This is a genomic window from Pararhizobium sp. IMCC3301 (assembly GCF_030758315.1).
Taxonomy (GTDB): domain Bacteria; phylum Pseudomonadota; class Alphaproteobacteria; order Rhizobiales.
In genome coordinates this window covers 1,001,236-1,027,500 of sequence record NZ_CP132336.1, presented here as the reverse complement: position 1 = coordinate 1,027,500, position 26,265 = coordinate 1,001,236, and the positions used below count along the sequence as shown (strand labels likewise).

The 26,265-nt window shown below is 54.7% G+C and carries 30 protein-coding genes; 26 read left to right on the top strand and 4 right to left on the bottom strand.

Annotated features, from left to right (window positions below; all coding sequences use genetic code 11):
* The first annotated feature begins 22 nt into the window (after nucleotides 1-22).
* The 6 genes from RAL88_RS04810 (at nucleotide 23) to RAL88_RS04785 (ending at nucleotide 5,881) form a co-directional block, all read left to right on the top strand.
* Entirely contained in the window at nucleotides 23-2,587 is a 2,565-nt protein-coding gene (locus RAL88_RS04810) for a hypothetical protein (RefSeq protein WP_306267631.1), read from the top strand.
* A 46-nt stretch (nucleotides 2,588-2,633) separates the two neighbouring features.
* A complete protein-coding gene (locus RAL88_RS04805; protein ID WP_306267629.1) occupies nucleotides 2,634-2,966 on the top strand; it encodes a hypothetical protein in 333 nt (110 codons plus the stop codon).
* On the top strand, nucleotides 2,963-3,847 hold the full coding sequence (locus tag RAL88_RS04800) for a hypothetical protein (RefSeq protein ID WP_306267628.1): 885 nt from the start codon (nucleotides 2,963-2,965) through the stop codon (nucleotides 3,845-3,847). Before RAL88_RS04805 ends, RAL88_RS04800 begins: the two co-directional genes overlap by 4 nt.
* Before the next feature lie 17 nt (nucleotides 3,848-3,864).
* Entirely contained in the window at nucleotides 3,865-4,890 is a 1,026-nt protein-coding gene (locus RAL88_RS04795) for a hypothetical protein (protein WP_306267626.1), read from the top strand.
* 94 nt (nucleotides 4,891-4,984) lie between these two features.
* A complete protein-coding gene (locus RAL88_RS04790) occupies nucleotides 4,985-5,290 on the top strand; it encodes a hypothetical protein (protein ID WP_306267624.1) in 306 nt (101 codons plus the stop codon).
* 3 nt (nucleotides 5,291-5,293) lie between these two features.
* The gene (locus RAL88_RS04785) at nucleotides 5,294-5,881 is read left to right on the top strand and encodes a hypothetical protein (protein WP_306267623.1); all 588 of its coding nucleotides are present in this window, start codon (nucleotides 5,294-5,296) and stop codon (nucleotides 5,879-5,881) included.
* Nucleotides 5,882-5,956: 75 nt separating this feature from the next.
* Here RAL88_RS04785 and RAL88_RS04780 read toward each other — a convergent pair whose 3' ends face one another.
* Entirely contained in the window at nucleotides 5,957-6,571 is a 615-nt protein-coding gene (locus RAL88_RS04780; RefSeq protein ID WP_306267621.1) for a hypothetical protein, read from the bottom strand.
* A gap of 117 nt (nucleotides 6,572-6,688) precedes the next feature.
* On the opposite strand from RAL88_RS04780, the gene RAL88_RS04775 reads away from it, so the two are divergent.
* The 6 genes from RAL88_RS04775 (at nucleotide 6,689) to RAL88_RS04750 (ending at nucleotide 11,476) form a co-directional block, all read left to right on the top strand.
* Nucleotides 6,689-6,832, top strand: coding sequence for a hypothetical protein (locus RAL88_RS04775; protein ID WP_306267619.1), 144 nt, complete (start codon nucleotides 6,689-6,691; stop codon nucleotides 6,830-6,832).
* A 108-nt stretch (nucleotides 6,833-6,940) separates the two neighbouring features.
* Nucleotides 6,941-7,477, top strand: a complete 537-nt coding sequence (locus tag RAL88_RS04770) for a hypothetical protein (protein WP_306267617.1) — start codon at nucleotides 6,941-6,943, stop codon at nucleotides 7,475-7,477.
* Nucleotides 7,443-7,931, top strand: coding sequence for a helix-turn-helix transcriptional regulator (locus RAL88_RS04765; protein ID WP_306267616.1), 489 nt, complete (start codon nucleotides 7,443-7,445; stop codon nucleotides 7,929-7,931). The genes RAL88_RS04770 and RAL88_RS04765 overlap by 35 nt, the downstream gene beginning before the upstream one ends.
* Nucleotides 7,932-8,423, top strand: a complete 492-nt coding sequence (locus tag RAL88_RS04760) for a hypothetical protein (RefSeq protein ID WP_306267614.1) — start codon at nucleotides 7,932-7,934, stop codon at nucleotides 8,421-8,423.
* A 156-nt stretch (nucleotides 8,424-8,579) separates the two neighbouring features.
* Nucleotides 8,580-11,015 (top strand): discoidin domain-containing protein, encoded by a 2,436-nt coding sequence (locus RAL88_RS04755; protein ID WP_306267612.1) that lies wholly within the window; start codon nucleotides 8,580-8,582, stop codon nucleotides 11,013-11,015.
* Nucleotides 11,015-11,476 (top strand): hypothetical protein, encoded by a 462-nt coding sequence (locus tag RAL88_RS04750; protein WP_306267611.1) that lies wholly within the window; start codon nucleotides 11,015-11,017, stop codon nucleotides 11,474-11,476. The genes RAL88_RS04755 and RAL88_RS04750 overlap by 1 nt, the downstream gene beginning before the upstream one ends.
* Here RAL88_RS04750 and RAL88_RS04745 read toward each other — a convergent pair.
* Nucleotides 11,471-11,764: an addiction module antidote protein gene (locus tag RAL88_RS04745; RefSeq protein WP_306267609.1), complete on the bottom strand. Its 294-nt coding sequence runs from the start codon at nucleotides 11,762-11,764 to the stop codon at nucleotides 11,471-11,473. The two genes, RAL88_RS04750 and RAL88_RS04745, sit on opposite strands and share 6 nt — an antisense overlap.
* A complete protein-coding gene (locus tag RAL88_RS04740; protein WP_306267607.1) occupies nucleotides 11,754-12,053 on the bottom strand; it encodes a type II toxin-antitoxin system RelE/ParE family toxin in 300 nt (99 codons plus the stop codon). Before RAL88_RS04740 ends, RAL88_RS04745 begins: the two co-directional genes overlap by 11 nt.
* Nucleotides 12,054-12,151: 98 nt before the next feature.
* Between RAL88_RS04740 and RAL88_RS04735 the strand changes: the two genes are divergently transcribed.
* The 8 genes from RAL88_RS04735 to RAL88_RS04700 all read left to right on the top strand — a co-directional run bounded on the left by RAL88_RS04735 (nucleotide 12,152) and on the right by RAL88_RS04700 (nucleotide 17,205).
* A complete protein-coding gene (locus RAL88_RS04735) occupies nucleotides 12,152-12,325 on the top strand; it encodes a hypothetical protein (protein ID WP_306267605.1) in 174 nt (57 codons plus the stop codon).
* Nucleotides 12,326-12,442: 117 nt separating this feature from the next.
* On the top strand, nucleotides 12,443-14,092 hold the full coding sequence (locus RAL88_RS04730; protein WP_306267603.1) for a phage tail fiber protein: 1,650 nt from the start codon (nucleotides 12,443-12,445) through the stop codon (nucleotides 14,090-14,092).
* On the top strand, nucleotides 14,092-14,748 hold the full coding sequence (locus tag RAL88_RS04725) for a hypothetical protein (RefSeq protein WP_306267601.1): 657 nt from the start codon (nucleotides 14,092-14,094) through the stop codon (nucleotides 14,746-14,748). The genes RAL88_RS04730 and RAL88_RS04725 overlap by 1 nt, the downstream gene beginning before the upstream one ends.
* A 193-nt stretch (nucleotides 14,749-14,941) precedes the next feature.
* The gene (locus RAL88_RS04720) at nucleotides 14,942-15,568 is read left to right on the top strand and encodes a sulfotransferase family 2 domain-containing protein (protein ID WP_306267599.1); all 627 of its coding nucleotides are present in this window, start codon (nucleotides 14,942-14,944) and stop codon (nucleotides 15,566-15,568) included.
* Between the two features lie 37 nt (nucleotides 15,569-15,605).
* Nucleotides 15,606-16,298 (top strand): glycoside hydrolase family 19 protein, encoded by a 693-nt coding sequence (locus tag RAL88_RS04715; protein WP_306267597.1) that lies wholly within the window; start codon nucleotides 15,606-15,608, stop codon nucleotides 16,296-16,298.
* Between the two features lie 3 nt (nucleotides 16,299-16,301).
* Entirely contained in the window at nucleotides 16,302-16,514 is a 213-nt protein-coding gene (locus tag RAL88_RS04710) for a hypothetical protein (RefSeq protein ID WP_306267595.1), read from the top strand.
* Nucleotides 16,511-16,891, top strand: a complete 381-nt coding sequence (locus tag RAL88_RS04705) for a 3TM-type holin (protein WP_306267594.1) — start codon at nucleotides 16,511-16,513, stop codon at nucleotides 16,889-16,891. Before RAL88_RS04710 ends, RAL88_RS04705 begins: the two co-directional genes overlap by 4 nt.
* Nucleotides 16,892-16,956: 65 nt before the next feature.
* Nucleotides 16,957-17,205 carry a hypothetical protein gene (locus tag RAL88_RS04700; RefSeq protein WP_306267593.1) on the top strand — a complete coding sequence of 83 codons (249 nt, stop codon included), beginning with the start codon at nucleotides 16,957-16,959 and terminating at the stop codon, nucleotides 17,203-17,205.
* A 307-nt stretch (nucleotides 17,206-17,512) separates the two neighbouring features.
* Here RAL88_RS04700 and RAL88_RS04695 read toward each other — a convergent pair whose 3' ends face one another.
* Complete coding sequence (locus RAL88_RS04695) at nucleotides 17,513-18,709, bottom strand: phytanoyl-CoA dioxygenase family protein (RefSeq protein WP_306267591.1); 1,197 nt, start codon at nucleotides 18,707-18,709, stop codon at nucleotides 17,513-17,515.
* A gap of 116 nt (nucleotides 18,710-18,825) precedes the next feature.
* Here RAL88_RS04695 and RAL88_RS04690 point away from each other — a divergent pair, with 116 nt between their 5' ends.
* The 6 genes from RAL88_RS04690 to RAL88_RS04665 all read left to right on the top strand — a co-directional run bounded on the left by RAL88_RS04690 (nucleotide 18,826) and on the right by RAL88_RS04665 (nucleotide 26,228).
* On the top strand, nucleotides 18,826-19,125 hold the full coding sequence (locus RAL88_RS04690; protein ID WP_306267589.1) for a hypothetical protein: 300 nt from the start codon (nucleotides 18,826-18,828) through the stop codon (nucleotides 19,123-19,125).
* Between the two features lie 35 nt (nucleotides 19,126-19,160).
* Nucleotides 19,161-19,889 carry a DUF1194 domain-containing protein gene (locus RAL88_RS04685; RefSeq protein WP_306267587.1) on the top strand — a complete coding sequence of 243 codons (729 nt, stop codon included), beginning with the start codon at nucleotides 19,161-19,163 and terminating at the stop codon, nucleotides 19,887-19,889.
* Nucleotides 19,890-20,380: 491 nt separating this feature from the next.
* A complete protein-coding gene (locus RAL88_RS04680) occupies nucleotides 20,381-22,042 on the top strand; it encodes an ABC transporter substrate-binding protein (protein ID WP_306267585.1) in 1,662 nt (553 codons plus the stop codon).
* An 87-nt stretch (nucleotides 22,043-22,129) separates the two neighbouring features.
* Nucleotides 22,130-23,080: an ABC transporter permease gene (locus RAL88_RS04675; RefSeq protein ID WP_306267583.1), complete on the top strand. Its 951-nt coding sequence runs from the start codon at nucleotides 22,130-22,132 to the stop codon at nucleotides 23,078-23,080.
* 10 nt (nucleotides 23,081-23,090) lie between these two features.
* A complete protein-coding gene (locus RAL88_RS04670; RefSeq protein WP_306267581.1) occupies nucleotides 23,091-24,098 on the top strand; it encodes an ABC transporter permease in 1,008 nt (335 codons plus the stop codon).
* 21 nt (nucleotides 24,099-24,119) lie between these two features.
* Entirely contained in the window at nucleotides 24,120-26,228 is a 2,109-nt protein-coding gene (locus RAL88_RS04665) for an ABC transporter ATP-binding protein (protein ID WP_306267580.1), read from the top strand.
* Nucleotides 26,229-26,265 lie beyond the last annotated feature (37 nt).

Below are 26,265 nucleotides of genomic sequence, written 5' to 3'. Positions count from 1 at the left end.
GACGACAAGTGAGCGCATTTTCATGGCCAATCACATCCCGGTGACGAGACGCAAAACCTATATTTATGCCGATACGAATTTTCTTCAGCAGATTTATGCCGGCGGCGGCCAAAGGGCGTGGGACCGACTTATCAGCCGGGGCGATACCTTGATCGTAACCACAATTATCCTGGAGGAAATGAAGAATTCGAAGTACGGCAATGAATTCAGGGCATGGAGGAAGAAAAACAGGTCTCGCATAGATACTCCCAAAATTACGGCTAGGGACCTAAATAAAGCGTACCCCAACAGGGATACGCCCTATACGAAAGCCGGAACCGGGGACGGGATTGGCGACGCGTCAATCAGGCTGCATCTGAAAAACATGTTGAAGCAGCATCCGGATCGTCAGGTTCAGCTTGCCTCCGGCGACCGTGGTCTGGTGAATTATTTCAGGGACGAGAGCATGCGCGCCGGTAACAACATTCTGTTGCCACATCGCGGTGTGTTCGGGTTCTTGCGAGCGGAATTGCTGGAAGGCCGCATCACCAACGAAAACTATAATGCTTATACATCGCGCATTCGGGCAAACCTTGATGTGATGGATTCTATTTCGGCTGAGTTTCGCGATAGAGGAGAAACCGCCCGTCAAGTGAAAGAATCCACCATTGTGTGGAAGACTGGAGATTATCCGGATCCGCGTAATGAGGATCCCGTTTTCCGAGAGGAAAATAAGGACCGGGTGAATGCGGAACGAGAGGCACGAAGAGCATCAAAAGCCGGGCAATCCGGACAAGCAGGCAATGGCCCGGATTCCGGGTCCGGTGGCCGCCAGAATTTTCTCGCCAGGCCAAATGCCGGTAATGTGTTGCGTGGAATCGGCATTATCGGCGATGTGGCAGAATTTACTCAAGTTGTCGAAAAAGCTGTTGATCTGATCAAGAACCACAAGGCCGATAAAGCCGAACTGCTGCTTGGCGAGTATATTGGCGGCATTGGTGGCTCCTCCGTGGGTGGTGCCGCAGCCGGACTGGCGGCCGGCGCAGCGATTTCCGCCACCGGAATTGGTGCTGTGATCGGGGTGCCGCTGGCAATAGTCAGCGTTTTTGTCGGCAGTTATCTGGGAGATGCGGCGGGCAGGGAATTCGCGTCCTATCTTGTCAGGGAAATCCAATCCCGGCAGGCAAATGGCGAAACGATTATCATCGACGATATCATTGAGTTCTTTGAAGACTATTCCGACGCAAATGACCTGAATGTTGAAGGTTTGGCCATTCCAAAAAGCAAGCTGGATTTAAGCCGGCTCAATTCGCAGACAGGGCCGTGGGGCTTTGTTGACAGGAATGGTGACTTTCAAGCCTTCGATATGGGCTCCTATTATGGGCAGACGAATGATGCGCCTCAGGCTGGGAGCGGGGCAGAGGATGGGTCTGATCAGATAAGGACCGGTTTGCAGGGGAGAACCGCATATGATCGCGTGAATGGAGCGCACACGCTGGTTGCAGCCCGCCACCGGAGTGCCGGCTTTGACAACACGTTAGGTCCGGACACAGACCTGCTGCCTGACGGTGTGCGCAGAAAACTGGAGGCGCAATCGTGGCTGGTTGAGCCCGTTATCGCTGGATCGATTGGAACGGCAAGTACAGGCGATGAAACCGTCATTGTTCAAAATGATAAGGTTAATGGAACAAACAACGAACAGGAACCTGTTGTAGTGCCGGTACCGCGGCCGCGGCCGCAGCTGACGCCGGTGAGGCAAGGTGTGTTGAAGGGTATGGCCGATGATGAGCGGCTGGTGCTGGCGGCGGAGTTTGTGGCGCACAAGGGCCGCAAGGAGACGGATGCGGCCGAAGCAGCGATGATCGAGCGCATGGAGGTGCAGCGCAAGATGGCGCAGGACCTTGCCGATCTGAAAGCGGGCAAGCTGTCGAGTGTGTGGAAAGAGGCGGGCTATCCCAAAGCTGTGCGTGATGTGCTTGGCGAAGAGGCCTATCAGAGTTTTGTCGATGAGCGGCTGGAAGCAGGCCTGCTTTCCCATGCAACAACCGGTCTGCATCTGATGCAAAATGCCGATCTGCAGGGGATTGCTGATGGAACGGCAGAAATTAAAGCGCCGCATGAGAAACTTGCAGAGTTGATAACGCCCAAAGTGCTGGCGGCCGCCGCCGCACGCGCCAGAGACATTTTGCAGATGCGCCGGACCAAGCCGTCTGACGCTGTGTTGCTGTCTGCCGACCTGGCGAAACGCAAAGCACAGTTTGATGCCAGCTTTGATACCAGCTTTGATGCCGGGGCTGCTGTTGACGGGGAAGAGATGGCTGCGTTTCTGTTTTATCTGGAGGCGGCGCAGCGCGAGATCGGCACGGCAGAAGCAAACATTGAGCCGATCCCGCAAAGCTGGGCGAAACAAGTAGCGGCGCGGTTTGAAACGCCGCTTGCCAGCGGAGCCGCCACGCCGGACCGGCGCAGCCGTGAAGCTGAAATCAGGCAGCATTATGCAGAGCTGCAGCAAAGCTTCGGGCCGCGCGCCGATGATGTGATTGCCTATAGTCTGGGCCGGTTCGGCGGCAGTCAGGTGACACCTTCAGGGCACAACAGGGCTGACTGACTTCAGGTTTGGCCGTATTTTTGCAATTTTTCCGACGGGATAAATCATGATCAGATTGCGTGCACTTTTTGCATGCGGCCTGCGCAGAAGCGCGGCTGCGCGGCTGTTGTTGGCCGGTGCCTATAAACGGGTTCTGGTGGCAGGCGGCGCGACCCAGATGGACCGGGATCTGGTTCTCACGGATCTGGCGAATTCGACAGGATATTACCGTGTTTCTCCGGCTGATACGCCGGAGGCGGAATTGAGATTTGCAGAGGGCAAGCGGTTCGTCATGGCGCGAATTCTGCACCATCTGCGGATGCCCCGTGAACTTCAGCAACAGCTGGAGGATGCGGCAAGGCAGGAACAACTCACCAACACAGAAGAGGGTGACTTATGATGGACGAAACAGCTTCCGGCGCGGCCGGGCAGGGCAGTTCTCCAAACAGCACAAGCGGTGACAACGGATCTGCGACCGCTGCAGGTGCTGCGCATCCATTCGACGGTCTTCACGATGAAGGCAGCCGCGAATGGATTGAAACAGCAGGAGTGAAAGATGTTGAAAGCCTGGTGAAGATGGCACGACATTCCGAAAGTATGATCGGGAAATCGTTTCAAAAACCCGGGCCGGACGCAAGTGAGACTGAACGGGACGCTTATTTTGAGCGTCTTGGCCGCCCGCAGGATGTGTCGGGCTATGAACTGACACCGCCAACCGACATGCCCGACGATCTGCCCTATGATGCAGCGTTTGCGGATGAATTCAAAGGCGTCGCGCATAAATACGGCATTACGGCTGAACAGGCCAAAGGTCTTCATGACTTTTATGTCGGCAAGACGGTTGATGGTTATCAGTCCGGACTGGACAGCCATATTGCCCAATTGGAAGAGCGCACAAGTGCTGCAACATCTCAGCTTGAAAAAGACTGGGGTGCCAAGCAGGGAACGCCACAATTCAATGAACAGGTGGCCCTGGCCGACAGGGCTATTCGCGAATTGGGTGGTGACACGCTTCTGGAAGGCTTTGAAACGGCCGGCATGCTGGGGCCGCAGGGCATTATTCTCAACCCGGCCATTGCCAAGGCGATGGCCAATGTGGGGCGGGAACTGTTCAACTCATCGGGCGGTCTGACAACAGGGGGGAGCGGCGCTGCCGATAACCCCTTTGCCAGGGAAAGCCAGAATCTCACAACACAATCTGAACTTCAGCGCAACGATCCAAGACGCGCAAAGGCTCTCATTCTGGCGGCGGGCAGAGACCCGGCCAATTGGGGCCTTTAATTGTGGAGACTTAAGACATGGCACAAACACAAATTGCCGACCTCATCACGCCTGAGGTCTATCTCAACTACATGCAGGAAGATTACCCGGAGCGAAATCGTTTGCTCCGCTCCGGTATTGTCGTCCCGCCCCCTGAGAATGTGCAGAGCCAGATGAATGCCGGTGGCACCATCATCAATATGCCGTTCTGGGATGATCTGGGACGCGGTGAGCCGGATATCATGTCCGACAATCCCGCCGTCAGCGCTACGCCGGACAAGGTGACGGCCGACAAGGATCAGGCCGTCAAGCACTTCTGGCACAAATCCTGGTCCAGCATGGATGTCGCCGGCATGATGGCGACCGGACGGGCGAAAGACCCGGTCCAGCAGATTCTGAGCCGGATGGCGACATGGTGGGAATCTGCCGAGCAGGGTGCCCTGATCGCTTCGACAAAGGGTGTGTTTGCCGACAATCTGACGAATGATGCCGATGATATGAGCTATCGCATCTATTCTGACGTGGTGGCCGGGTCCCTGACACCTGCCAACCGCATCTCCGGTGCGGCTGTGCGCCGGGCACGGGTGACGATGGGCGATTACATGGATGAATTTGCCGCGATTGCAGTTCATTCGGCGGTCTATGTGAATATGGCGGACAATGATGAGATTGATTTCATCAAGCCTTCCGAGTCGACGGAAATTGCCATGTTCCAGGGCATGGAAGTAATTGTTGATGACCGTATGCCGGTGACAGTGGGGGTCAATTCCCCGGCCTATACCTGCTATCTGTTCGGTCGGGGCGCGTTTGCCTTCACCGATGGTGCCGGAGCCGATCTGGTGGCGTTTGAAACCGACCGCGAACCGGCTGTCGGCAATGGCGGCGGACAGGACACAGTGCATACACGGCGTCACGCCCTGCTGCATCCGCGCGGGGTGAAATTCACCAATGTGGGCGTTGCTGCCCTGTCGCCAAGCTGGAGCGAACTGGAAGATGCGGCCAATTGGGACCGGGTCTACAACCGCAAGAACATCCGTATGGCGCAACTGGTTGTCAACGCCTGACGTCCATATACCAGCAGCCAGATGGCTGCGCCCGATTGATCGGGACCATCGGGGCCGGCACTTTTGCCGGCCCCTTTTTCATGGAGAAACGAAAATGGCCAAATCATCCACCTCCGGCCTTCCAAAAGCGGAGTTGACGAGCCTGATCGCGCGCGAAACCGATACCGCCCGCGCTGCCCATTTCCGACGCGTGGCTGAGGGCACCGCTGCGTTGCAGGACCTGACCGGCAAGACCGATTGGAAACGCGACCGACGCAACGCGCTGATCGCTGCCTTGCCGCCGATCAGAGCGGTGCTTGATGACGCTGCCGGTCCGAACCAACCGGCGCAGACCGGTTTTGCCGCTCTGCAGGCGCAGATCGACGATCTGCAGGGGCTGATTGCCGGAAAGGATGGCTAGCAGATGCCTACAAGTGTAGCTGAAATCGACATCTGGAACATGGCTCTGGACCTGCTTCACGAAGCACCTGTTTCCTCGCCTGTCGAGGATACAAGTGTGCGGTTGTGGTTCTCGCGCAATTTCGCACAGGTCCGGGACAGCGAATTGCGCAAATTCGCCTGGAACTTTGCGCTTGCGCGGGCGCAGATTGCGGCCAGCGCCCAGGCTCCGGCCTGGCGATGGGCGCATAAATACGAGTTGCCGGGTGATTGCCTGCGGATGCTGGCGCTGCGCCAGAACGGCGCGCTGAACGGCGCGCTGATTGCCTATGAGCTGGAAGCAGATGCCATTCTGTCGGATGCGGGCGCGCCTTTGAAATTGCGCTATATCAAACGGGTGACGACCACCGGCCTGTGGGATCCGCTGTTCGTTGACGTAGTGGTGGCCAGGCTGGCAGCAAAACTGGCGCACTGGCTGACCGGCAAGAGCTCACATGCCGAGATAGCGGACCGGATGTATCAGCAGACACTGCGCGAGGCGCGGCGGATCGATGCGCTTGAGCAATTCCAGGAAGATCTGGATCAGAACAATGTTATTCGGGTGCGCGGCTGATGATTAAGCCAAATCACACCGTCGGCGGATCGAGAAAAGCAAAAGTCCCTTTTCTACACGATCGGCCAGTGGAGGCTACATCCACCCGCCGTCATCTTTATAGCCGACATTGGGCCGACTAAATGGCTTCGCCACACCTATGCGTTGCTCATAACTACAATTATCACATTTAATAATTTCACCGCCAGAAGCTGAGGGTTTCCTATGGAGCAGAGATTTCTTTCTATCGTTATAGCAATTGGGGCATATATAATGTTCCGGCTCGCCGCCTTGCACAGGTTTCTTGAGCGCGTAAACAAGAACAGTCGGGGGGATTTGTTTAAGCTGATAGCGTGCCGCCTCTCGTTTCCAGTTTTCCACTTGCATACGCGCCTTTTCAAGTTCCTCTACCTGTGCCAAGAGCGCTCTGCGTTCCTCATATGCGGTAAGCATGATGCCTTGCGTTGCGAGTAATTTGGCGTTGATATCTTGAAGTGCTGCGTCGATTTTTGCCTTGTCCCTCAGCCCAATTACAGCTTTGACAGCCTCCGTAGTGGCTTTTATTGACGTAATAGCCAGATCAATACCGGCAACCATAACAAACTCCCAAAGATGATTGGGACGCAGGCTATTGCAGATTTTCGGTGAAGGGGAGTCCTGTGAATAAAACTTTCGAGGATCGCAATGACCGCATTTCGGAACGCCAAACATATTTGCCTCCATCACTGATTGAGTGCGGGCAAGATACGCGCAGCGCGCATTCCAAGGTGGAAACTCGTTTCCAACAAAAACTAAATACCCTATGTTCCTTCAGGGGGGGGGTGATTCATGGATTATAAAATAGTGCGCCTGCTAGACAGCGGCGACGGCCTGGTGCGCATCATGTCCGACTATCCAAAACACTCCCCCTATGAACGCAATCGGGAAGATCTGTTTGTGTTCGGCCGCTACCTTGCCCGCTGGACATCGTGACAGAACCGCGAAAGATTATGTCGCAGCGCCCTGTATCGGCTCGCCAGCAAGCGTCGCCCGCAGCGTATTACCTGAAATTAACCTTTTCTCAGTGTTAAGTTGACATATATGTCAATTAAGGATGTGATAAAGAGCGAGGTCAGACAAGGTCGTTTGGTGGTGTTCTGTCCGGAAGATCATTCAAAACGCACCCAGCGGCACATGTTTGTCCACGAAGAAATCGACAGGCGGCTGCGCGAGTCGCTCGACACGGATGATGCTGAAGGGCTCCGCTTCGGGTACTTGCGCGCCATCCTCGAAAACTACGTTCACGGCGGTTTAATCACAGTGGCCATGAACCCGTACCGGAAAAACAGGAGTGCCTTATGGGCAAAGACAGATCCCGCAGAAGACGAGATTTGGGACATCCGCGTCGTCGACCCCAATGCCAGCCTGCGCGTGCTTGGCGGCTTTGCCATGCCTGACGTGTTCATCGCCCTAGAATACGAATTCAGGGAGAATCTGGACACCGGCATCGACATGCCCTTGTGGAAGAAATTCATACAACGTGCCAAAACCAAGTGGCGCCTGTCATTCGACAGCTATTTAAGACATTCAGGAGAGCGTTCCAGTGACTACATTACCGAAAACACAGTTGATGTTTAACGAAAAGGGCCGGGTCAAACTTGGTCTCTTGGGCTACGCTCGCCAGAATCTGCGCAACCGGGCATTTAATCTGCTGCACAAGGAAATCCGCGCGGCGGAACTCTCGCAGGTTGAAATCTGCCGCCGCACCGGCAAGGACAAGTCGCAACTCTCTCGCATATTGGGCGCGCCAAACAACATCACCCTCGACACTCTGAGTGATCTGTTTCTGGCCATCACCGGAAAACAGCTCGATATACGCTTGTTCAGTGAGGACGAGGACCAAAAGGCAAATTTTGACACTCAAGCCTGGTTGCATGATGATGCCGAAACCAAATTCGTGTCGCACATGCTCGTCGAAGGGTTGCCGCAGCCCGGACACCACGAACCCCCGCGCCATTCACCCTCCACATCATCCGATCCGGCGCCAGCCCTGCACCGTCAGAGAGTGGAATTGGTGTCGGAGGGAACATAAATGGACTTTGGCGAAGGATACGCGGTGTTCTGTGATGAAGTCCGCCGCGAGGCCAATGGCAAGGATTTCTATATTGGGGTCTACACCGGAGGCGATTATATCATCCACAAAAAACCGGAAGATTTTCAGACTCCGTATTTTACCATCATTGCGACCGCCATGTTCGACCCCATCGACCCGCCGGACAAGGTCAGGGAACTACAGATATATTTTCCCGGTAAGGATGAGCCTGTTGTCACGTTTGATTTTGAGGTGCCGGAAGAAGCTTTCGGTAAAGCCGAGAAAGCCGACGACATGTCCCAGTTCCCCCATGCGCCGATGGTGGCAAGGGCTTCCATTGGGCTCTCGGATGTCAGGTTTAAAGAATCCGGCTTCGTCCGCGCTGTCATGCAATACGGCGACAAAAAATTCCTGCTAGGACGCCTGAAAATCAGCTTCACGCCACCGGAAGACGCCAGATCCGCAGTAGGCCACTCCGTCGCCGAACCCTGATCCTCACAACCGAAAACCAAACAGTTCACACTGTTCGAAGTTCGTTTTACCAAAACCAGCAATTGAATAGACGTAATTTACCAGGAAAAATTGACCATTAAGGCTCGCTTCGGCGGGCCTTTTTCTTTCATACATATTTCAAGGAAATACAGGCTGATGAGTGTTTATCCTATTCAGGCCAATTTCACCCGCGGCGAGCTTGGCCCCAGGCTACATGGCCGCACGGATCTGGATCACTATCGGGCCGGGCTTGTCCGTGCGCTGAACTGGCAGGTGTTGAAACAGGGCGGATTGCGGCGGCGCGTGGGCACGCTGTTTGCCGGGGCGGTCAAGGATCACAACAAACGGGTCCGCCTGCTGCCATTCGAGTTTTCCACCTCGCAAAGCTATGTTCTCGAGTTCGGCGAAACCTATATCCGGTTCTGGACCAATGGTGGACGGGTTGAAGTTGCAACGGTTCCTGTGGAGGTCGCGACACCCTATCTTGAGGCCGATCTGGCGAAAATCAGAGGTGTCAGCGCCGGAGATGAGCTTTATCTGGTGTGTGACGGCTATGCGCCGAAAATACTGCAACGCATGTCGGAGACGAACTGGGCTTTTGCGGACTATGTGGCGAAGGACGGTCCCTATCTTGATGCCCATGACGGCCAGACGGTGCTGACACCAAGCGGCCGAAATGTGTTATCCGCCGGAACCTACAGCTCGAGCGGGGCCGGTGAAAACAATCTGTTTGATCTTGATCCGAAGACGAAATGGAGCCAGGCCGGCGGCACGGTTTCAACCATCAAAATCGACCTGGGTATTGGCAATGCTGAAGTCAGCGATTCCTACAGCATTCAATCCACGGACGGAGCGCCGCAAAAGACGCCCAGCGAGTTCAAGCTGCACGGTTCAAACAATAATACAACATGGGTTGCGCTGGACAGCCGCTCGAATGAGACCGGATGGGGCCGCCATGAAATCCGGCATTATGATTTCGATAATTCGATTGCCTTCCGCTATTACCGAATAACGATTGTGGCGGCGGAGGCGGCCACCGACAAGGAATTTGCCGAATGGTTCATCAACCGGGCGGGTGACGACCAGACGCCGTTTGCAATTACCGCGTCCTCGGTGGACGGGATAAATGATGATACCGGATTTCAATCCAGCGATGCCGGGCGCACCCTTCAGGTGACCGGATCGGACGGGCTGAAACGCTGGTGCCGAATAACTTCCGTCGTGTCCACAACACAAATTCTGGTGCGCATGTATGGCCGTTGTCTGCCTGATACGGATTCCTTCAGCCGCTGGCGCTTGTCGCAATGGTCTGATGAATTGGGCTGGCCGCAGCAGATCGCGTTTTTCGAGGACCGGCTGACCTTTGCCGCATCATCGTCATTTCCGCGCACGCTTTGGTCCACCCAGATCGGCGACTATGACAATATGGGGGTAAGCTTCCCGGCGGAAGACACTGATGCGCTGAACATGACCATGAATGGCGGGCAGTTGAACCAGATCCAATGGGTCGCCGAAGGGTTTGATCTGCTGGTTGGTACCACCGGTGCGACACGCTCGATCCGCGCGAATGACGGCAACAGCGCGATTACCAATGAAAACAAGCGCCAGCGCCGTGAAACCCAGGAAAAATGTGCCAGTGTGGAGCCGGTCTTTGTGGGTGAGACGGCTTTTTTTGTCGAAGCGGCGCGAAAATCCATCCACGAGTTCTTCTATGATTTCAACGTCAATGGCTACCGCACGCCGGAACTGTCGATCCTGTCCAATCATCTGCTGAAATCCAAGATCAGCGAGATGAGTTGGCAGGCATCCCCGGAAGGTCTGCTTTATGCGTTGACCGAGGATGGTCAGCTTGCTGTCACAACCCTTGAAAAAGCGCAACAGGTAGCGGGCATGACCCCGTTCCGGATCGCCGGGGGTACGGCTGATGAATTTGGCGTGGTGGAATCTATCCAGACCATTTCGACCGAAACGGAGGATAAGACCTGGCTGGTGGTGCGCCGGACAATTGACGGCAATCCGGTGCGCTACATTGAATATTTCAGTAGCTGGGATGATGGCGACGCGGTGGAGACCGGGGTGTTTGCGGACAGTGCGCTGCGCTACAGCGGACCGGCCGTTTCGTCGGTTTCCGGACTTGATCATCTGGAGGGCGAGAGAATTGGGGTTCTTGCTGACGGGATTGATGTTGGCGACATTGCAGTGAGCGGAGGAACCCTGGTTCTGCCCGGCAGCGTGACAGCCTCCACAATTACTGCCGGCCTGCGCTACCGCTCTTCTGGGAAAACACTGCGAATGCCGCAGGCCGGCAATCAGGATGGCAGCGCACTTGGCCGACGCAAGACAATCAGTTCAGTAGGGCTGGATGTGTTTGAATCTGCGGCTTTGCGCGCTGGCACCGAAAGCCGCCTGGAAGATGTAACCGCGCGGACGATGACCACCAATCTGGACAGCGCGCAGCCGCTTAGCAGCGGGATTTTCGCCGTGCCCAGCCAGGACAGCTGGCGCAATGGCGGCGCCTGTCTTTTTGAAACGAATGCAATGTATCCGGCGACCATACGTGCTGTGTTGCTGGGTGTGGAAGGAGAACCTTAATGTGCGGACCTTTAGCAGCCATCGGCGCTGTGGCAACGCTGGCCGGGGGTGTCATGCAGGGTGTCTCAGGATACCAGCAGCAGCGCGCCATGGCGGCGCAATCCAGAGCCAATGCCGATTTGCTGAAACGGCAGGCGATGCTGGAACGTGACAAGACTTCATATGAAGGCATCCGGCATCAGCAACAAGCCGGGCGGCTTGCGGCCAAGCAGGTTGCATCTGCAAGCGCCAGCGGTTTTCAGCTGGGCGGATCGACTCTCGATTTTATTGAGGATACGGCGGCAGAAGAAGATCTGGATTTGCAGGCGATCCGCTATAGCGGACAGATTCAGGCCAATAATCTGGAATTGCAGGCGCGGCAGCAGCGGTATAATGCAAGAACCCAGTCAAGCGGCGCCGGGCTGGCATTGTTTTCGCCAATCATCGGATCCGCTGCCAGCCTTGGACGGGGATTTTCATGATGGCGGGTCAGCTTCAACTGACATGCGCAGCCCAAGGGCTTTCAAAACGCCGGTAAGTGTGGACATTCTAGGATCGCCTTTGCCTGATAGCGCTTTATATAGCGTATCACGGCTTACGCCCGCGCTCTGGGCAATGCTGGTCATACCACGGGCACGGGCGACAACGTTAAGGGCGTTTTTGATATATTCAGGGTCGCCGGTTGCCATGGCATCAGAGATTAGTTCGATCTGATCTGCATGCTCGCCAAGATGTTTTGCGGCATCAAATGGGACTGTTTCAATTGCCATCTTCAAGCTCCTTTGCCATTTCCCTGGCTTTGGTGATGTCCCGTTTCTGAGACTTCTTGTCGCCACCATTCAGCAAGACGATTATGAGGCTGCCCTGCTTAACGAAATAAACCCGGTATCCAGGGCCGTAATCTATTTTGAGTTCACCGATACCATCAAAGAATTTCACATCGCCTACAAGGCCGGACTGAACCCGAACAAGACGCTGAGAGATTTTTGCAGCGCCGCGTTTGTCTTTCAGACCGTCATGCCACTTGGCGAATGTCTTTGTTTGGACTATCTCGATCATTCGTATAATTTAATATACATAACGGGAATTGCAATAGTAAATTGAAAGAAATGCAATAGCGAATACAAGCAGAACCAGGCAGCCTATGGCGAGCCCGGATGGTGGAGGATTTGCAGGCGATCCGCTATAGCGGGCAGATTCCGGCCAACAATCTGGAACTGCAGTCGCGGCAGCAGCGATTCAATGCAAGAAGTCAGTCAAGCGGTGCCGGGCTGGCCTTGTTTTCACCAATTATCGGATCCGCTGCCAGCCTTGGACGCGGATTTTCATGATGGTTGCAGAAACCTATCAGCATCGTTGAAGGAGGCGCGGTGTTTCTGCTGAAACGCCTGCACATAGATCTGCAAACCATGGCTCGCTTGGACGGGCCTTTTTTTATGGGAAAGCCAATGACAGAGAATGTAGCCAAGAATTTTCAACAATGGGTCGGGGACGCGGTTTCGGTTGCCTTTGCCATGTCAAATGTGAATGTGCTGAATGCAGCCGATCTGGCGGTGTATCTGGATGACACGCCGCAGACCATTGCCACCGACTATTCGGTCTCGATTGCCGCACAGATTGCCACAGTGACCTTTCTGGCGGCACCTGCCGCCGGAGTTCGCGTGACCATCGTCCGCGAAGAACCGCTGGCGCAGAACACGGACCTGACCACCATCAACACCTTCAGGGCTGAGGGGTTTGAAGGCGCGCTCGATACGATTGTGCGGCAGATTTACCGGATCTGGCACAAGCTGACGCGCGCTCTGACCTTGCCCGACAGCGCTCTTGACGACTCCGGCCAGTTTGATGCCAGGTCAAACCGCATCGGCAATGTGGCTGATCCCACAGCAGCACAGGACGCGGTGACAAAGACCTATGCGGATGCAAGCTATATTGCGTCGGGAGCGAGCGTCGGCGACATGCTGAAATCCGCCTATGACAGCAATGCGGATGGCAAGGTGAATGCGGCAGACGCTGCCGACGTGGCGCCATGGACTGGCCTGACCGGTGTTCCAGCGTCTTTCCCGCCTTCTGTGCATACCCATACGGCCTCTGATGTCACGGATTTTGCCAGCGCAGCCGATGCCAGGATGACAGCATCGGCGCAATCGACAGGCGTTTGGGAAGCCGGTGTTGGCACAGCTGAAAGCGCGGTGAGCCCGGCAAAAGTCGCCGCGGCCGTTGCGGCGCTTGCATCGGGTGGCGGTGATATGCTGACGGTGACCTATGACCCGACATCTGTTGCCGGTAACGCCTTCGCTATGGACAATATGGTTGAGGGGGCAACCACCAGGATACTGACAGCCGCAGAGCGTACCAAGCTGACTGGCATTGAAACCGGTGCAACGGCTGACCAGACAGGGGCCCAGATAAAGGCGGCTTACGAAGCCGAAGCCAATGCGTTCACCGATGTGCAGTTTACCAAATTGGCCGGGATAGAAACGGCGGCAACTGCGGATCAGACAGGGGCGGAAATCAAAGCGTCCTATGAGGCAGAAGCAAACGCTTTCACGGATGCTCAATTTACGAAATTGTCGGGCGTTGCCAGCGGTGCTACGGCCAATTCCTCAGATGCTGCACTTGTTGCAAGGGCCAACCATACTGGCACGCAGGCCGCCTCAACGGTGTCAGATTTCAGCACGGCGGCTGATGCAAGGATCACAACGGCAGTCGGGGTTTCGGTGCAGGCCTATGATGCCGACACTGCAAAGACGGATATCGCTCAAACCTACTCCGCCCTGCAGTCGTCGAGCGTTGAAACACTGACAGATGGCGTAACGATCACCCCGACCGGCACGAAGAACGCCATGCAGGTGACGCTGGGCGGAAATCGGACGATCGCCAATATGACGACGATCACAGCCGGTGCGGCCTATCTGTTCGAGCTCAAGCAGGATGCCACAGGCGGACGTACCGCCGCTTGGGGGACGGCCTATCAGTTTGCCGGCGGCACAGCTCCCACGCTTTCGACTGCTGCGAACGCCGTGGATGTGATTTCCGGCTTCTCCTTCGATGGCACCACGATCAGAATGTTTGCACCAGGACAGGGGTACAGCTGATGTTTGCGGCGATTGGAGTGATGACGCAGCCAGTTGTAGGCGGCGTTACGGCTGTGAGCCTTGAAGTTAAATCAAAAACAGAAAACGCGTCAGACCTAGCAAACTATACGATTTCGTCGGCGGATATTGGTTCACCGTCCGCCAACCGATGGGTCGCTGTTGCTTATGCGTCTCACAGGAACGTTGCCACAACAACAGCGTTTACACTCGGAGGCGTTACTTACGACTATTTAACTGAAATTTCGACGCCTGACGCTAACGGCAATTCGTCTGGCGTCGGGTTTTGGAAGGTTCCTACCGGCTCAACTGCGAATGTATCGATTACATTTTCTACGTCAAGGCGCGGGTGCGCTTTGCAGGTTTTTGTCTTCCAGAGTTCTGCTGTAGACCCAAGGTCAGACACAAAAACCAGCAGCACAGGCTCCAGCGCATCCGTAGATGTACCATCGGGCGGCGGGGCCATGGCCGCAGCAGTAGCTAACGATGCAGGCGGGGCCGCATGGTCTGGTCTTACAGAAAGGGCGGCAGTGGATGCTAACACAAACGAATGGTGTTCAACCGCCGGCGATAATCTGACAGAAGAAACGGCACGCGCTATCTCATTCTTCACTGGGAATGGGCAATGCATAGCCGCAGTCGCGATCAAACCTAACTGATGCCAAACATATTTGCCTGTGTGATACCGGATGAGTAATCTTGTAGACAGCGCAATCAGGAATAGTAAAATGAGGCATGACAAATATCCTGCTTAAACTTCCAAATCGTTTGAAGGTCTACTCCGCGCATTATCGGGCAAAGAAAAGCCTTGATGGCCGTGTGGCGAATAGGCGGGCACTTCGGAAAATCGTCGTGAATACAGAGTTTGGGCTTTGCTATAACCGCATCCAGAAGAACGCCAATTCTACCACTGTTCTTTTGATGGATAGCATCAGCGGCGGCAATCACGATGCCAAGCAGGCGAAAAAGGCCGTGGCGTCAATCAGCGATCTTGGCCGGGTGGATATTGCCAGGTTGAACGATTTCTGGTTTTTCGTGGTCGTTCGCAATCCTTATTCGCGGACACTTTCAGCATTTCTGCAAAAGTTTGCGAATGAGGAGAACCGGCAACAGTATGGTGATTTTCCGCTAAACCCTGATGGCTTCCGGGACTTCGTTCGATGGCTCGACAATGGCGGGATGGCCAAAAACAGTCATTGGGATCTACAGCAAAAGCAGATGTGCTTTGAGGCCAGTGATTACGACACTGTTATCAGATTTGAGAACTACAACGCTGAAATGCGGGCCTTTCTAGAGCGCTCTGGTGTGCCGGCAAGTCGGATATATCTTGACGATTCCGCAGCTAAGGGGACGCATCACAAAACCGGTGCGTCTGACCGGCTGCGCCAGTTCTATGACGCTGAAACACAAAGCATCGTTCAGCGCCGCTTCATGAACGACTTTCTAAGCCTTGGATACGATCCAGACCGGCTCGACTAATACGAATTAAACCACCCTAAAATTTATGGATGCCCATATGATTGACCTTTTCAAAGGCGACACCCGCCTAATCATTGACGCGTGCCGGAAGCGGGATTTGTTGCGCAATCAGGTGGCCTATGTGCTGGCCACGGTCCAATGGGAAACCGCCTGGACGATGCAGCCAATCAATGAGGCTGGCGGGCCGGCCTATTTCAAACGGATGTATGACAAGGACGGCAACAGGCCGCACGTTGCAAGGCGGCTCGGCAATACAGTCAAGGGCGATGGCGTGCGCTTTCATGGCCGGGGCTACGTGCAGATTACCGGGCGCAGCAACTACCGCCGCGCTGGTGAGGAAATCGGTGTTGATCTTGTCGCACGTCCAGAGGATGCGCTGCAGCCGGAATATGCTGCCCCGATCCTTGTCACGGGCATGGTGGAAGGCTGGTTCACCGGCAGAAAGCTTTCGGACTATATCACGCTGAACCGCTCGGATTTCAAGGGCGCGCGCAGAATCATAAACGGGGCTGACCGTGATGACGAGATTGCTGCCATTGCCGCCGATTTTGATAAAACCCTGAAAGCCAAAGGATACGGCGTGAGCGCCAAAACACTGCCTCGTGCGCAGCCGCCCGGGAAGCCGCCAGGCGCCCCACCGGGCGTGGATCAATCATTCTGGCATTCATACCGGCAATCATTCTGGACCACCATAGCCGCCTTCATCGGGCGGCTTTTTCACAGGAGATAGACTATGAAATTCATGCCCAAGGGATTTCGCACGCTGATCGCCAATTCAGTAGTGATCGCACTGCCGGTGATCGGTGAAACGCTGGCCTTTCTGGATGTGTTCGACTGGAAGTCGGTCCTGCCACCCGACTATGCCGGCTGGTTCATTCTGGCTGTCGGCCTGCTGAACATCTGGCTGCGGTTCAACACTACCACACCGGTGGGAGAGAAATATTGATCGCCCGGATTATAGGCTGGATTACCGGCGGTGCACTGGAGCGCATCGGCGGTCAGCTAAAAGACGCCTATCTGGCAAAGAAGCAAGCGCAGACCGACGAACAGCGCCTTGAAGCCGATCTGCGCATCCGACAGTTCGAGGCGCAGCGGGATATCATCCTGGCCGAACAGCAGAGTGGCATCACACGCTGGATCAGACCGGCGATTGCCTTTCCCTTCGTCGCCTATCTCTGGAAGGTGGTGCTGTGGGACAAGGTGCTTGCACTTGGCACAACAGATCCGCTGTCGGCAGAACTGGGTGAAATCATGATGGTGATGATCGGGGCCTATTTCCTGACACGGCCATTTGAGAAACTGGTGCGGTCCCGGTCGCGCTAGCCGCGCACAAACCGGGGAGTCGTTATGGAACACAATAGACATGCGATTGATGGCGGTGCGCACGGATGACAGAGCAATCGATTGAAGTGCAATTGGCCCTGCTGTGCCAACAAATGCAAGCCATGATAGATGAGAGCCGGAGTTCCCGGGCGGATATGCGGGCAGAGATCAGAAGTCTGAAATCCGATATGGCTGACATCAAGACGCAGGCTGCAAAGTGGAAGGGTGCTTTTGGCGTGATGCTGGGTGCCGCTGCTTTTATCATTGGTCTGGTCACGGTGTGGGAAAAGATTGGCGCGGCTTTCAAGGGCTGATCGTAAGCGCTCATAAGAGCGCAATTTCTCTGCTGCTTATTCCGAAGGTGTATGCGGCCTGCGCGAGTTGCCGGGTGTTAGCACCGGCCGGATAAACCTAAAAACCTGTCCCATGCCGGTGCTGTCTGCTGGATCAACTGATACAGACGGACCCACTGAAGGCCAGTTTCTGCTGCGCCCGGCTGCCGGAGGATCACTTATCCTGGCAACGACCGGGCCAGTCCCGCCGGACTGGCACTTTCCCCAAACTAATCACGTATTGTGTTGCATCAATTCGCCTGGGAGCCGCTGCTCTGGAACAGCTTTGTCAGGATTTGCGCCGGTTTTCCTGAGCCTGCAACGCCTTGTTATAGCGTGCCACAGTCCAGCCCGCCTCAAGGGCTTGCAGGGTCAGCGCCTTTTGCGATTGCGGAGCAAGTCCGCCAACGGGAGGATCACTGTCCAAACTGGTTGGAAAGGAATAGCCATCGGCTGCAGACGTCACTGCATATTCAATTTCTTCAGCAGACAGGTGTTTGTTTTTGCGCGCTTTCTGCAAGACCGGATAAATGCGTTTGCACATTTCGGTCCGGTCGATGGTTTCCATCGGCTGGCCAAATGCCGAGGACACCTGCAACAAGTTGGCCATGCGCTCTGTATCGGTGGTTCTGTTCGCTCCGGCCGCATGATAAAGCGCAGGACTGAAAAACAGCAAATCTCCCTTATTCAAAGGAAGTTGCACGAATCTCTTCTCAAACTCGGCGCGGAAATCAGGGCGCGTATAAGCCACGTAGCCGGCGCCGTAACGCTGGGAGAATGGCAGAAGCTTTGTCGGACCGCTTTCAATCGACATATCACAATGGGCAACCGCTCCCTGCAGGGTCAAAGCTGCAGACATATGATGCAAATGCGGTGGATATTGCGCGGCGCGTTCGGAAGTCAGAAAGCCGAGATGATAATCCCGGTGGGCTTCCTGAGCATCTCCGCCCGGATGCACGAGATTGACCTGCGATGCCATTTTGTAGTTTGGCCCCAACCAGGCTTCACAGCCAAGGGCGATCATGTCATTGCCGTAATAACGGACAAACAGCGCCGGGTCTTCCTCGCAAAGTTTCTGCATCGAATTCCAGACGCGGTCATTTGCGCCTGCTTTTGCAAAGTGATCGCCACCACCACCGGAGTTTTTCTCACGCGCTATGATGCGGTTGAAGATGTCGCTTGCCGCATCAATCACGCTGGTATCGCGATAAGCGTTTTGAATTACGAATGTCCCGGCACCGTTCAGCAACACGCCGGCCATTTCAGCCAGTACGGATTTTCGTCCATCCTGCACCGCGAAGACTTCGCGAATGTCACTGGCGCGATAGATCGGGATGTTGTTCTGGATGTCGAAGGCATGTGGCACATCATCCGTGCGGGTTTCACCGTCAAGGGACTGCAGAAATTCCTCCGAATTGGCGTCCTGCTTGGTGTACCAGGCCGTCGGCCGGGGGGCATAGAAGTGTTTGGTGCGGTGGTCCGTCATCGTGTTCTCCCTTATCACAAGCTTTACACCTTACAGAATTTGCGCCATGTCATATTCATCAAAAGCCATCAAAAAACCATCAAAACGGATCGGCTTCGGGTGTGGACTCTCATAGATTGAAAGCCCGTGATCTGCCGGAAATCAAGAGCGCGATTCTGGCCCTGCGGCAGCACAATGGTCCAACGGTAGCTCTGGTCACCGATATTCCCGACAGTGGCCGCATTGATTATGCCGGCCTGGACAACGCTCAGGCCGGAGAAACAGCCTCCTATTTGAAGTCGCGATTTGTCGCTGCCAGAACCGGCACCATTCTTGTGACTGCCAGTCATGACGGTTTTCGCGGCGAGGAACTCTTCCCGATGGTAATTGAGCTTGCATTTGGCTCCCAAACACCTTGCCATTGCGACAAGCGCTAGCTGTACTATCCTGACAGCAACTATCGGGGATTCCTATGCATCCTGCTTTCGCACTTACTCTGAGCCTTGTTCTGACCGGCATTCTGGCGCCAGCCGCTGGCCAGGAGCCGGTCGATCTGCAACTGGTGCTGTCGGTCGATGCCTCGGGCAGCGTGGATGCAGATGAATATCTTTTGCAGCTTGGCGGGATTGCAGCGGGCTTTCGCGATCCGGTTGTTCAGCGGGCCATATCAGATGGCACGTTGGGACGTATCGCCGTGTCACTGGTGGTCTGGGCGGATGCCCTGCGGCCCAAGTCCGAGACCGCCTGGTTTGGGATTGCATCGCCGCAGGATGCAGAATTGTTTGCCCGCACAGTGGAAGCAATGCCGCGCACGGTTGTCGGGGCGACCGGCATCGGGGCAGGGCTTGCCTGGAGCATTCGCAAGTTCGAGCGCAATGGTTACGTCAGCGACAGAGTGGTTGTTGATGTGTCCGGAGACGGCCGCGAGACGGCACCGCGAGATTATACGGTGCTGATTGAACAGGCCACCGCGATGGCTGCCGCGCGAAATGTTGTGGTCAATGGGCTGGCTATTCTGTCGGACGAAAAAGATCTGGATCGCTGGTACGAGGAAAATGTCCGCGTAGGTCCCGGGAGCTTTGTCGTGGTCGCAGCCGATTTTGCCGCTTTTGCAAAGGCAATGCGACTGAAGCTTATCCGGGAAATCAGTCCATTGGAGAATTTGGCGCTGAGTGCGGGACTTGCCGAAATTGACCCCTGACGGCTTAATTCGACCATGGATTGAAGTGCTGTTTATGGCCTGAGATGCACGGATTCTGCAATGTTCGGGTTTTACCAAAGCGCTGTGAATGCGCGCCATTGTCGCATCATTATTTATGAAAAACGACAGATTTCATTGCATCATGTCGCAATCCAGATAGGGTGATGTCGTCGGCCTGGACCCGTACATAACTGCTAATCTGTTGAATTTGTTTTGTAAAATGGAAATATCTACCGATTCAGGGGCCGCTTAAAGTTTGCGCGGCTGGCTGTTGACTTTGTCTGGCAGGGTTGCACTTAATAGGGAGCAGGGGCGAGTGAACTGCCGAAAGAGTTTGAATCGAACCGCACCACTCCAGAGCCGGATCTGTTTGATCGGGCCATGAGTTTTGCTCAGAGGGATTTCTCGACAATCCTGTTTCGACATTTTTACGTGAGTCCGCCTGCCAGCGGTCTCTTTTTTTTGATCTATACGAAATCCGGAGAATATCTATGAGCGATACACATCTGCATCCAAAAGTAATGGAAGCGCAACACATGATGGAAGACGGTCGCATGGACCGTCGAGAATTTCTGCGCATTGCAACCCTGCTTGGCGTTTCGGCTGGTACGGCCTATGCAATGGCCGGGCTGCCAGATCCGGCAGAGGCTGCAACCGACGGCAATCTGCCGTTTCCCGCAGATGATCCGACTGCCAAGTCGGGAGGCATTCTGAAGGTCGCCATGGAAGTCCAGAAAATGGAAGATCCAGCAACCTTTTCCTGGGTGGAAATGTCTAACCAGGCGCGTCACATTGTTGAACATCTGTCCATGACCGGGCCGGATAATATCACTCGGCCGATGCTCGCTGAAAGCTGGGAAGCATCCGATGATCTGACAACATGGACATTCAACATTCGCAAAGGCGTCAAGTGGCACAATGGGGATGAGCTTGTTGCAGACCACATCAAGTTCAACTTCGAACGCTGGATGAACCCTGACCTTGGATCCTCCAATGTAGGACTGTCGTCTATTTCAGGCATGCTGGAAGAAGTCGACGGCAAGAAAAAGATGGTTGAGGGTTCCATCGAAGTGATCGACAGCCACACGATCCGCTTCAATCTGCAAAAGCCTGTGCTGTCGTTTCCAGAGGACATGTACAATTATCCGACAGCGATTGTGCATCCAAGCTTCAAGGCACCGTTTTCAGATAATGCAATCGGCACCGGCCCTTTCATGCTGTCAGAACTGGTTGTCGGCGAGAAATGCATTCTGAAGCGCGCTGATGGGGATTATTGGGGTGGCAAAGTCTATCTCGATGAAATTCACTATTATAATTTCTCCGACGAAAACGCTCTGCTTGCCTTCTCAAGTGGAGAAGTGGATACGATTTATGAATTCGGCGTGGAGCAGCTTGAATTTGCAAAAGCGGTCGAGGGCAACATTATTTCCGCACGCACAGCCCAGATGCTCGCCCTGCGAATGCAGGTTGATCAGGCGCCGTATGATGATATCCGCGTGCGCCGAGCCTTCCTGATGGCGATCGACAATGCTGCCGTAATGCCCTTTGTCTATCCGGAAGGTGGTGATGTGGGGGCGAATTTCCATGTTGCGCCGGTTCACCCGGAGTATTTTGAACTCCCAGCTCTGGTCCGTGATGTGGAAGGTGCGAAAACGCTTCTGGCAGAGGCCGGTCATGCTGACGGAATTGAGCTGACTATTGATGTCGGCAATACAGACGGACCTTGGCACCAGACGGTTGTTGAAGTTGTTCGCGATCAGGTCAAGGACGCAGGCATCGATCTGAAAATCAACGTCATGCCGGCTTCAAAATATTGGGAAATCTGGGACAAGACGCCTTTTGGCGCCACGGCCTGGACACATCGTCCTCTGGGCACGATGGTGTTGTCGCTGGGGTACCGTTCCGGTGTTCCCTGGAATGAAACGCACTTTTCCGATCCTGAATTTGATGCTGCCCTGGACGACGCGGAAGCAACGCTGGACGTGGCGGAACGGCGCAAAAAAATGGAAAAAGTGGAACAGATCATGCAGGATGCGGCGATCGCCTGCATTCCGTTTTACCGGCCGCTTTATTCCATCGTCAATGACAGCGTGAACGGACTGGAGCTGCATCCGACGAACTATCATCAGTTCAACAAGGTGTGGAAAGTCTAATATTGCTGTTACAATTGGGCCGCAAGCTTCTGCTTGCGGCCCTGTTTTTTTCGCAGCGCTCAGCAACGAACTATATCCGGGGCCAATATGATAAACCTGTTACTGAGACGCGTTCTGCAGATGATCCTCATCATGCTGACGGCGTCGCTTATTCTGTTTGTCATATTTGACACGCCGGAATTCAAGAAACGACTGGCAGTGCAGGAGCTTGGCGGTTTTGCCGTGAGTGCTTTGACAGAGGCAAGTTATCAGGACTGGCTGGAAAACAAGGGCCTCAATGTTCCGTTCTATGAGCGCTACGGAAACTGGATCGGGTCGGTGGTGCAGGGCGATCTTGGGTTTTCCTATGAGAAGAACCGGCCGGTCGGTCCCTTGCTGTTGGAGAAACTGAAGAATACGGGGATTCTGGCGTTCTGGGTGTTCGCCCTGATGGTGCCACTATCGCTTGTTCTGGGCGTCCTGGCGGGCATGAAGGAGGGGTCGGTGCAGGACCGGACGGTTTCCTTTATCTCAGTGTTTTTCACCAGTATTCCCGAAATTGCGACCGCAATCTTTCTGACGGTCTTCCTGGCCCTGGGCCTTGGACTGGTGCCGGCCAAATCATCCATGATCTCTGGCTTTGACTGGAGAGCCCTTGTTCTGCCGGTGCTCACCCTTGTGATTTACGATTTTGGCTATGTGGCCCGCATGACACGGGCATCCATGGCGGAGGTGATGACCTCGCAATATATCAGAACCGCTGTTCTGAAAGGGTTGCCCTACAGGCGTGTGATCATGAAACATGCGCTGAGAAATGCCCTGATCGCTCCTTTTACCATTATTGTGCTGCAGCTCAATTGGCTGCTGTCGGGCGTGGTCGTCGTTGAAGTGTTCTTTGAATATGACGGGTTTGGCAAACTGCTGCTGGAAGCCGCGCTGTTTCCTGATGTGGAAGTGGTACAGGCCTGTACCCTTGTTGCCGTTCTTGTGGCGGTCCTGTCGCAGATCATTTCAGATGTCGGCTACACGTTTTTGAACCCACGCATACGGTTTAGCTAGGAGCGCGATGATGGCTGTTACAGCGATACAACTCCCCCGCACAACGCTGATCGAAAGACTGGCGAAGCCCAAACCCATGCTGGTCCTGTTTGCAATCATGTGGGTTCCACTCACTCTTTATGTCATGTTCGATCTGAGTGATCTGATATTGTTGCCAGCGATCCCGGCGACTATTGCGCTGTATGTGGTCTGTCTGTGGGCGTTCCGAGAATCCACTGTTGCGCTGATCGGGCTGACGCTGGTGTTCTTCTGGCTGATCCTGGCTGTTTCTGCTCCCTATCTGCCATTGCTGGATCCTAACAAGCCAATTGCGCCCTTTGCTGCGCCCTGGTCTGAGAAAAAAGATACATTCTTCGTTCTTGGCAGTGATTTCAAAGGCCGGGACATGCTCTCCCGGGTGATCTGGGGTTGTCAGAGGGTTCTCATCTGGGGCGTGTCCGCAACAGCGGTTGCCTATGTGATCGGCACGTTGCTTGGCTTGATAGCGGGCTATTTATCGGGATGGTGGGATGAAGCCATTTCCTTCATCGGCAATGTGTTTCTGTCGTTTCCGGTGATGGTGCTGTTCATCGTCATCCTGAATTATCTTGGACCATCCGGCTTCAACATAGTGATTGCAGTGACGTTTGCTTCTGCGCCCGCCATCATGCGTATTGTCCGGGGACTGACACTTGACGTTAAGACCCGCGACTACGTCTATGCCGCGCAAACCAGAGGCGAACATCCGCTGTATATTATGGTTGTCGAATTGCTGCCCAATGTGCGCGGGCCGCTTATTGTCGATGCCTGCCTGCGGCTTGGATATACGACAGTTGCCATCACCACGCTGACCTTTCTCGGCCTTGGCCTTCAGCCGCCCGATCCGGACTGGGGGCTGATGATCCGGGAATCCGCGCGCGTCGCAATGCTGTGGAAATTTTCATACATGTTGCTGGTACCGGCCCTGTCAGTGTCGTCACTGATCCTCGGTTTCAATTTGATGGCCGACGGGCTGCGCGACATCAGTCTGAAAGACTAGGTTCAGGGACAGGATAAGATTATGAGTGACATTACTCCCGTCCTTGAATGCAAGGACCTTTCGATTTCCTATACGACACGGGCCGGTGAGATCCCCGCTGTCATCAATTTCAACCTCAAGCTGATGCCCAGTGAAGCGCATGGAATCGTCGGGGAATCCGGCTGTGGCAAGTCGACTGTTGCCCTCGCGATCATGCAATATATGGGCAACAATGGTTATATCAAAAGCGGAGAAATCCTCTTTAACGGCCGCGATATGACCACCATGAGTGAGGAGGAATTGCGCGACATTCGGGGCTCGCAGATCGCGATGGTTTATCAGGAGCCGATGGCGTCTCTGAACCCATCCATGAAAATCGCCGATCAACTGGCTGAAGTGCCGATGTATCATGATGGATTGAACGAAAAGGATGCCAAGGTAAAAGCCTTGCAGATGCTGGAAAAGGTGAAACTGCCGGATCCGCCACGTATCATGGACGCCTATCCGCATCAGATTTCCGGCGGGCAGCAACAGCGCGTCGTGATTGCCATGGCGCTGTTATCCAACCCCAAACTGCTGTTGCTTGATGAACCGACCACCGCACTTGATGTGACTGTGGAAGCCGGCATTGTGGAACTCATCCGAGAGATTGCCGATGAGTTTGGAACGTCACTGATTTTCATTTCTCATAATCTGGGTCTGATTCTGGAAACATGCGACCGCATCACTGTGATGTATTCCGGCCAGGCAGTTGAAATCGGCGATATTGGCGATGTATTCGATGAAATGCGCCATCCCTATACGCGTGGATTGTTCAACTCCATTCCGTTGCCGGGTGCAGACAAGACTACGAAGCCGCTTGTGCCTATTCGCGGACAATTGCCGCTGCCGCATGAACGCCCGGATGGTTGTTATTTCGGACCGCGCTGCGATTATTTTGAAGCGGGCCGATGTGATCAGGGCCTTGTTCCGCTTGAAGAAATTGCCGAGGACGCAAATCATTTCGCGCGCTGCGTCAAATTCCGCGAAATTGACTGGGAAGCCGAAAAAGCGGCGGTGGTCGTGCGTGAGGCTGTGCTCCCGGGCGATGTGGTTCTGGATATTCAGGATCTGCAGAAACATTACGAAGTCGATCGTGGCGGATTATTGTTTTTCGGCGGCGAAACAACCACTATCAAAGCCAATGAGGGCATTAATTTTCATGCCCGTGAAGCTGAGACCGTAGCGATTGTCGGAGAGTCCGGCTGCGGAAAATCCACCTTTGCAAAGGTTCTGATGGGGCTGGAGGAAGCGACCGCCGGAAAGGTGCAGTTTGGCGACGTTGAACTTGGTGATCTGAATGTCCAAGATCGCACGGCAGATACGATTGCCAATTTACAAATGGTATTCCAGAATCCTTTTGATACGTTGAACCCAAGTCACACGGTCGGCAGTCAGATCGCGCGTGTGATCCGCAAATTCGGTGTCGAAAGCGAGCCTGAGAAAATCCAGGCGCGGGTTCTTGAGCTTCTGGATATCGTCAAGCTTCCACGTGATTTCGCCAAACGCAGGCCACGGCAATTGTCAGGCGGACAGAAACAGCGCGTCGGTATTGCCCGCGCTTTCGCCGGCAACCCATCAATGGTGATTGCTGATGAACCGGTGTCAGCTCTGGACGTTTCGGTGCAGGCGGCGGTGACAGAACTGCTGATGGATATTCAGCGCGAACACCGCACCACCCTTTTGTTCATCAGTCACGATTTATCGGTTGTGCGCTATCTGGCCGACCGCATTGTTGTCATGTATCTCGGACAAATCATGGAGCAGGGCCGTACCGAGGAGATATTCGCTCCGCCTTATCATCCCTATACAGAGGCTCTTTTGTCGGCGGTGCCGATAGCGGACACATCCATTGAGAAGCGCAAGATTGTTCTGGACGGGGAAATGCCGTCCTCGCTCAATCCGCCGAAAGGGTGCCCGTTCTCAACGCGTTGTCAGCACAAGATCGAGGGTCTGTGTGAGACGGTGGTTCCACCCGTGCGGGTTTTCTCCGGAGAAGCTGGCAAACATGGCGGACATGAAATCATGTGTCATCTGAGCGAAGAAACGCTGACTGACATGCTTCCTGTTTTCCGTCAGAAAACTGCTGAGGAAATGGAACCGGCAGAATAAATCGTTCCGAACAGATCAAGCTGCAGCAGCGCTGCCG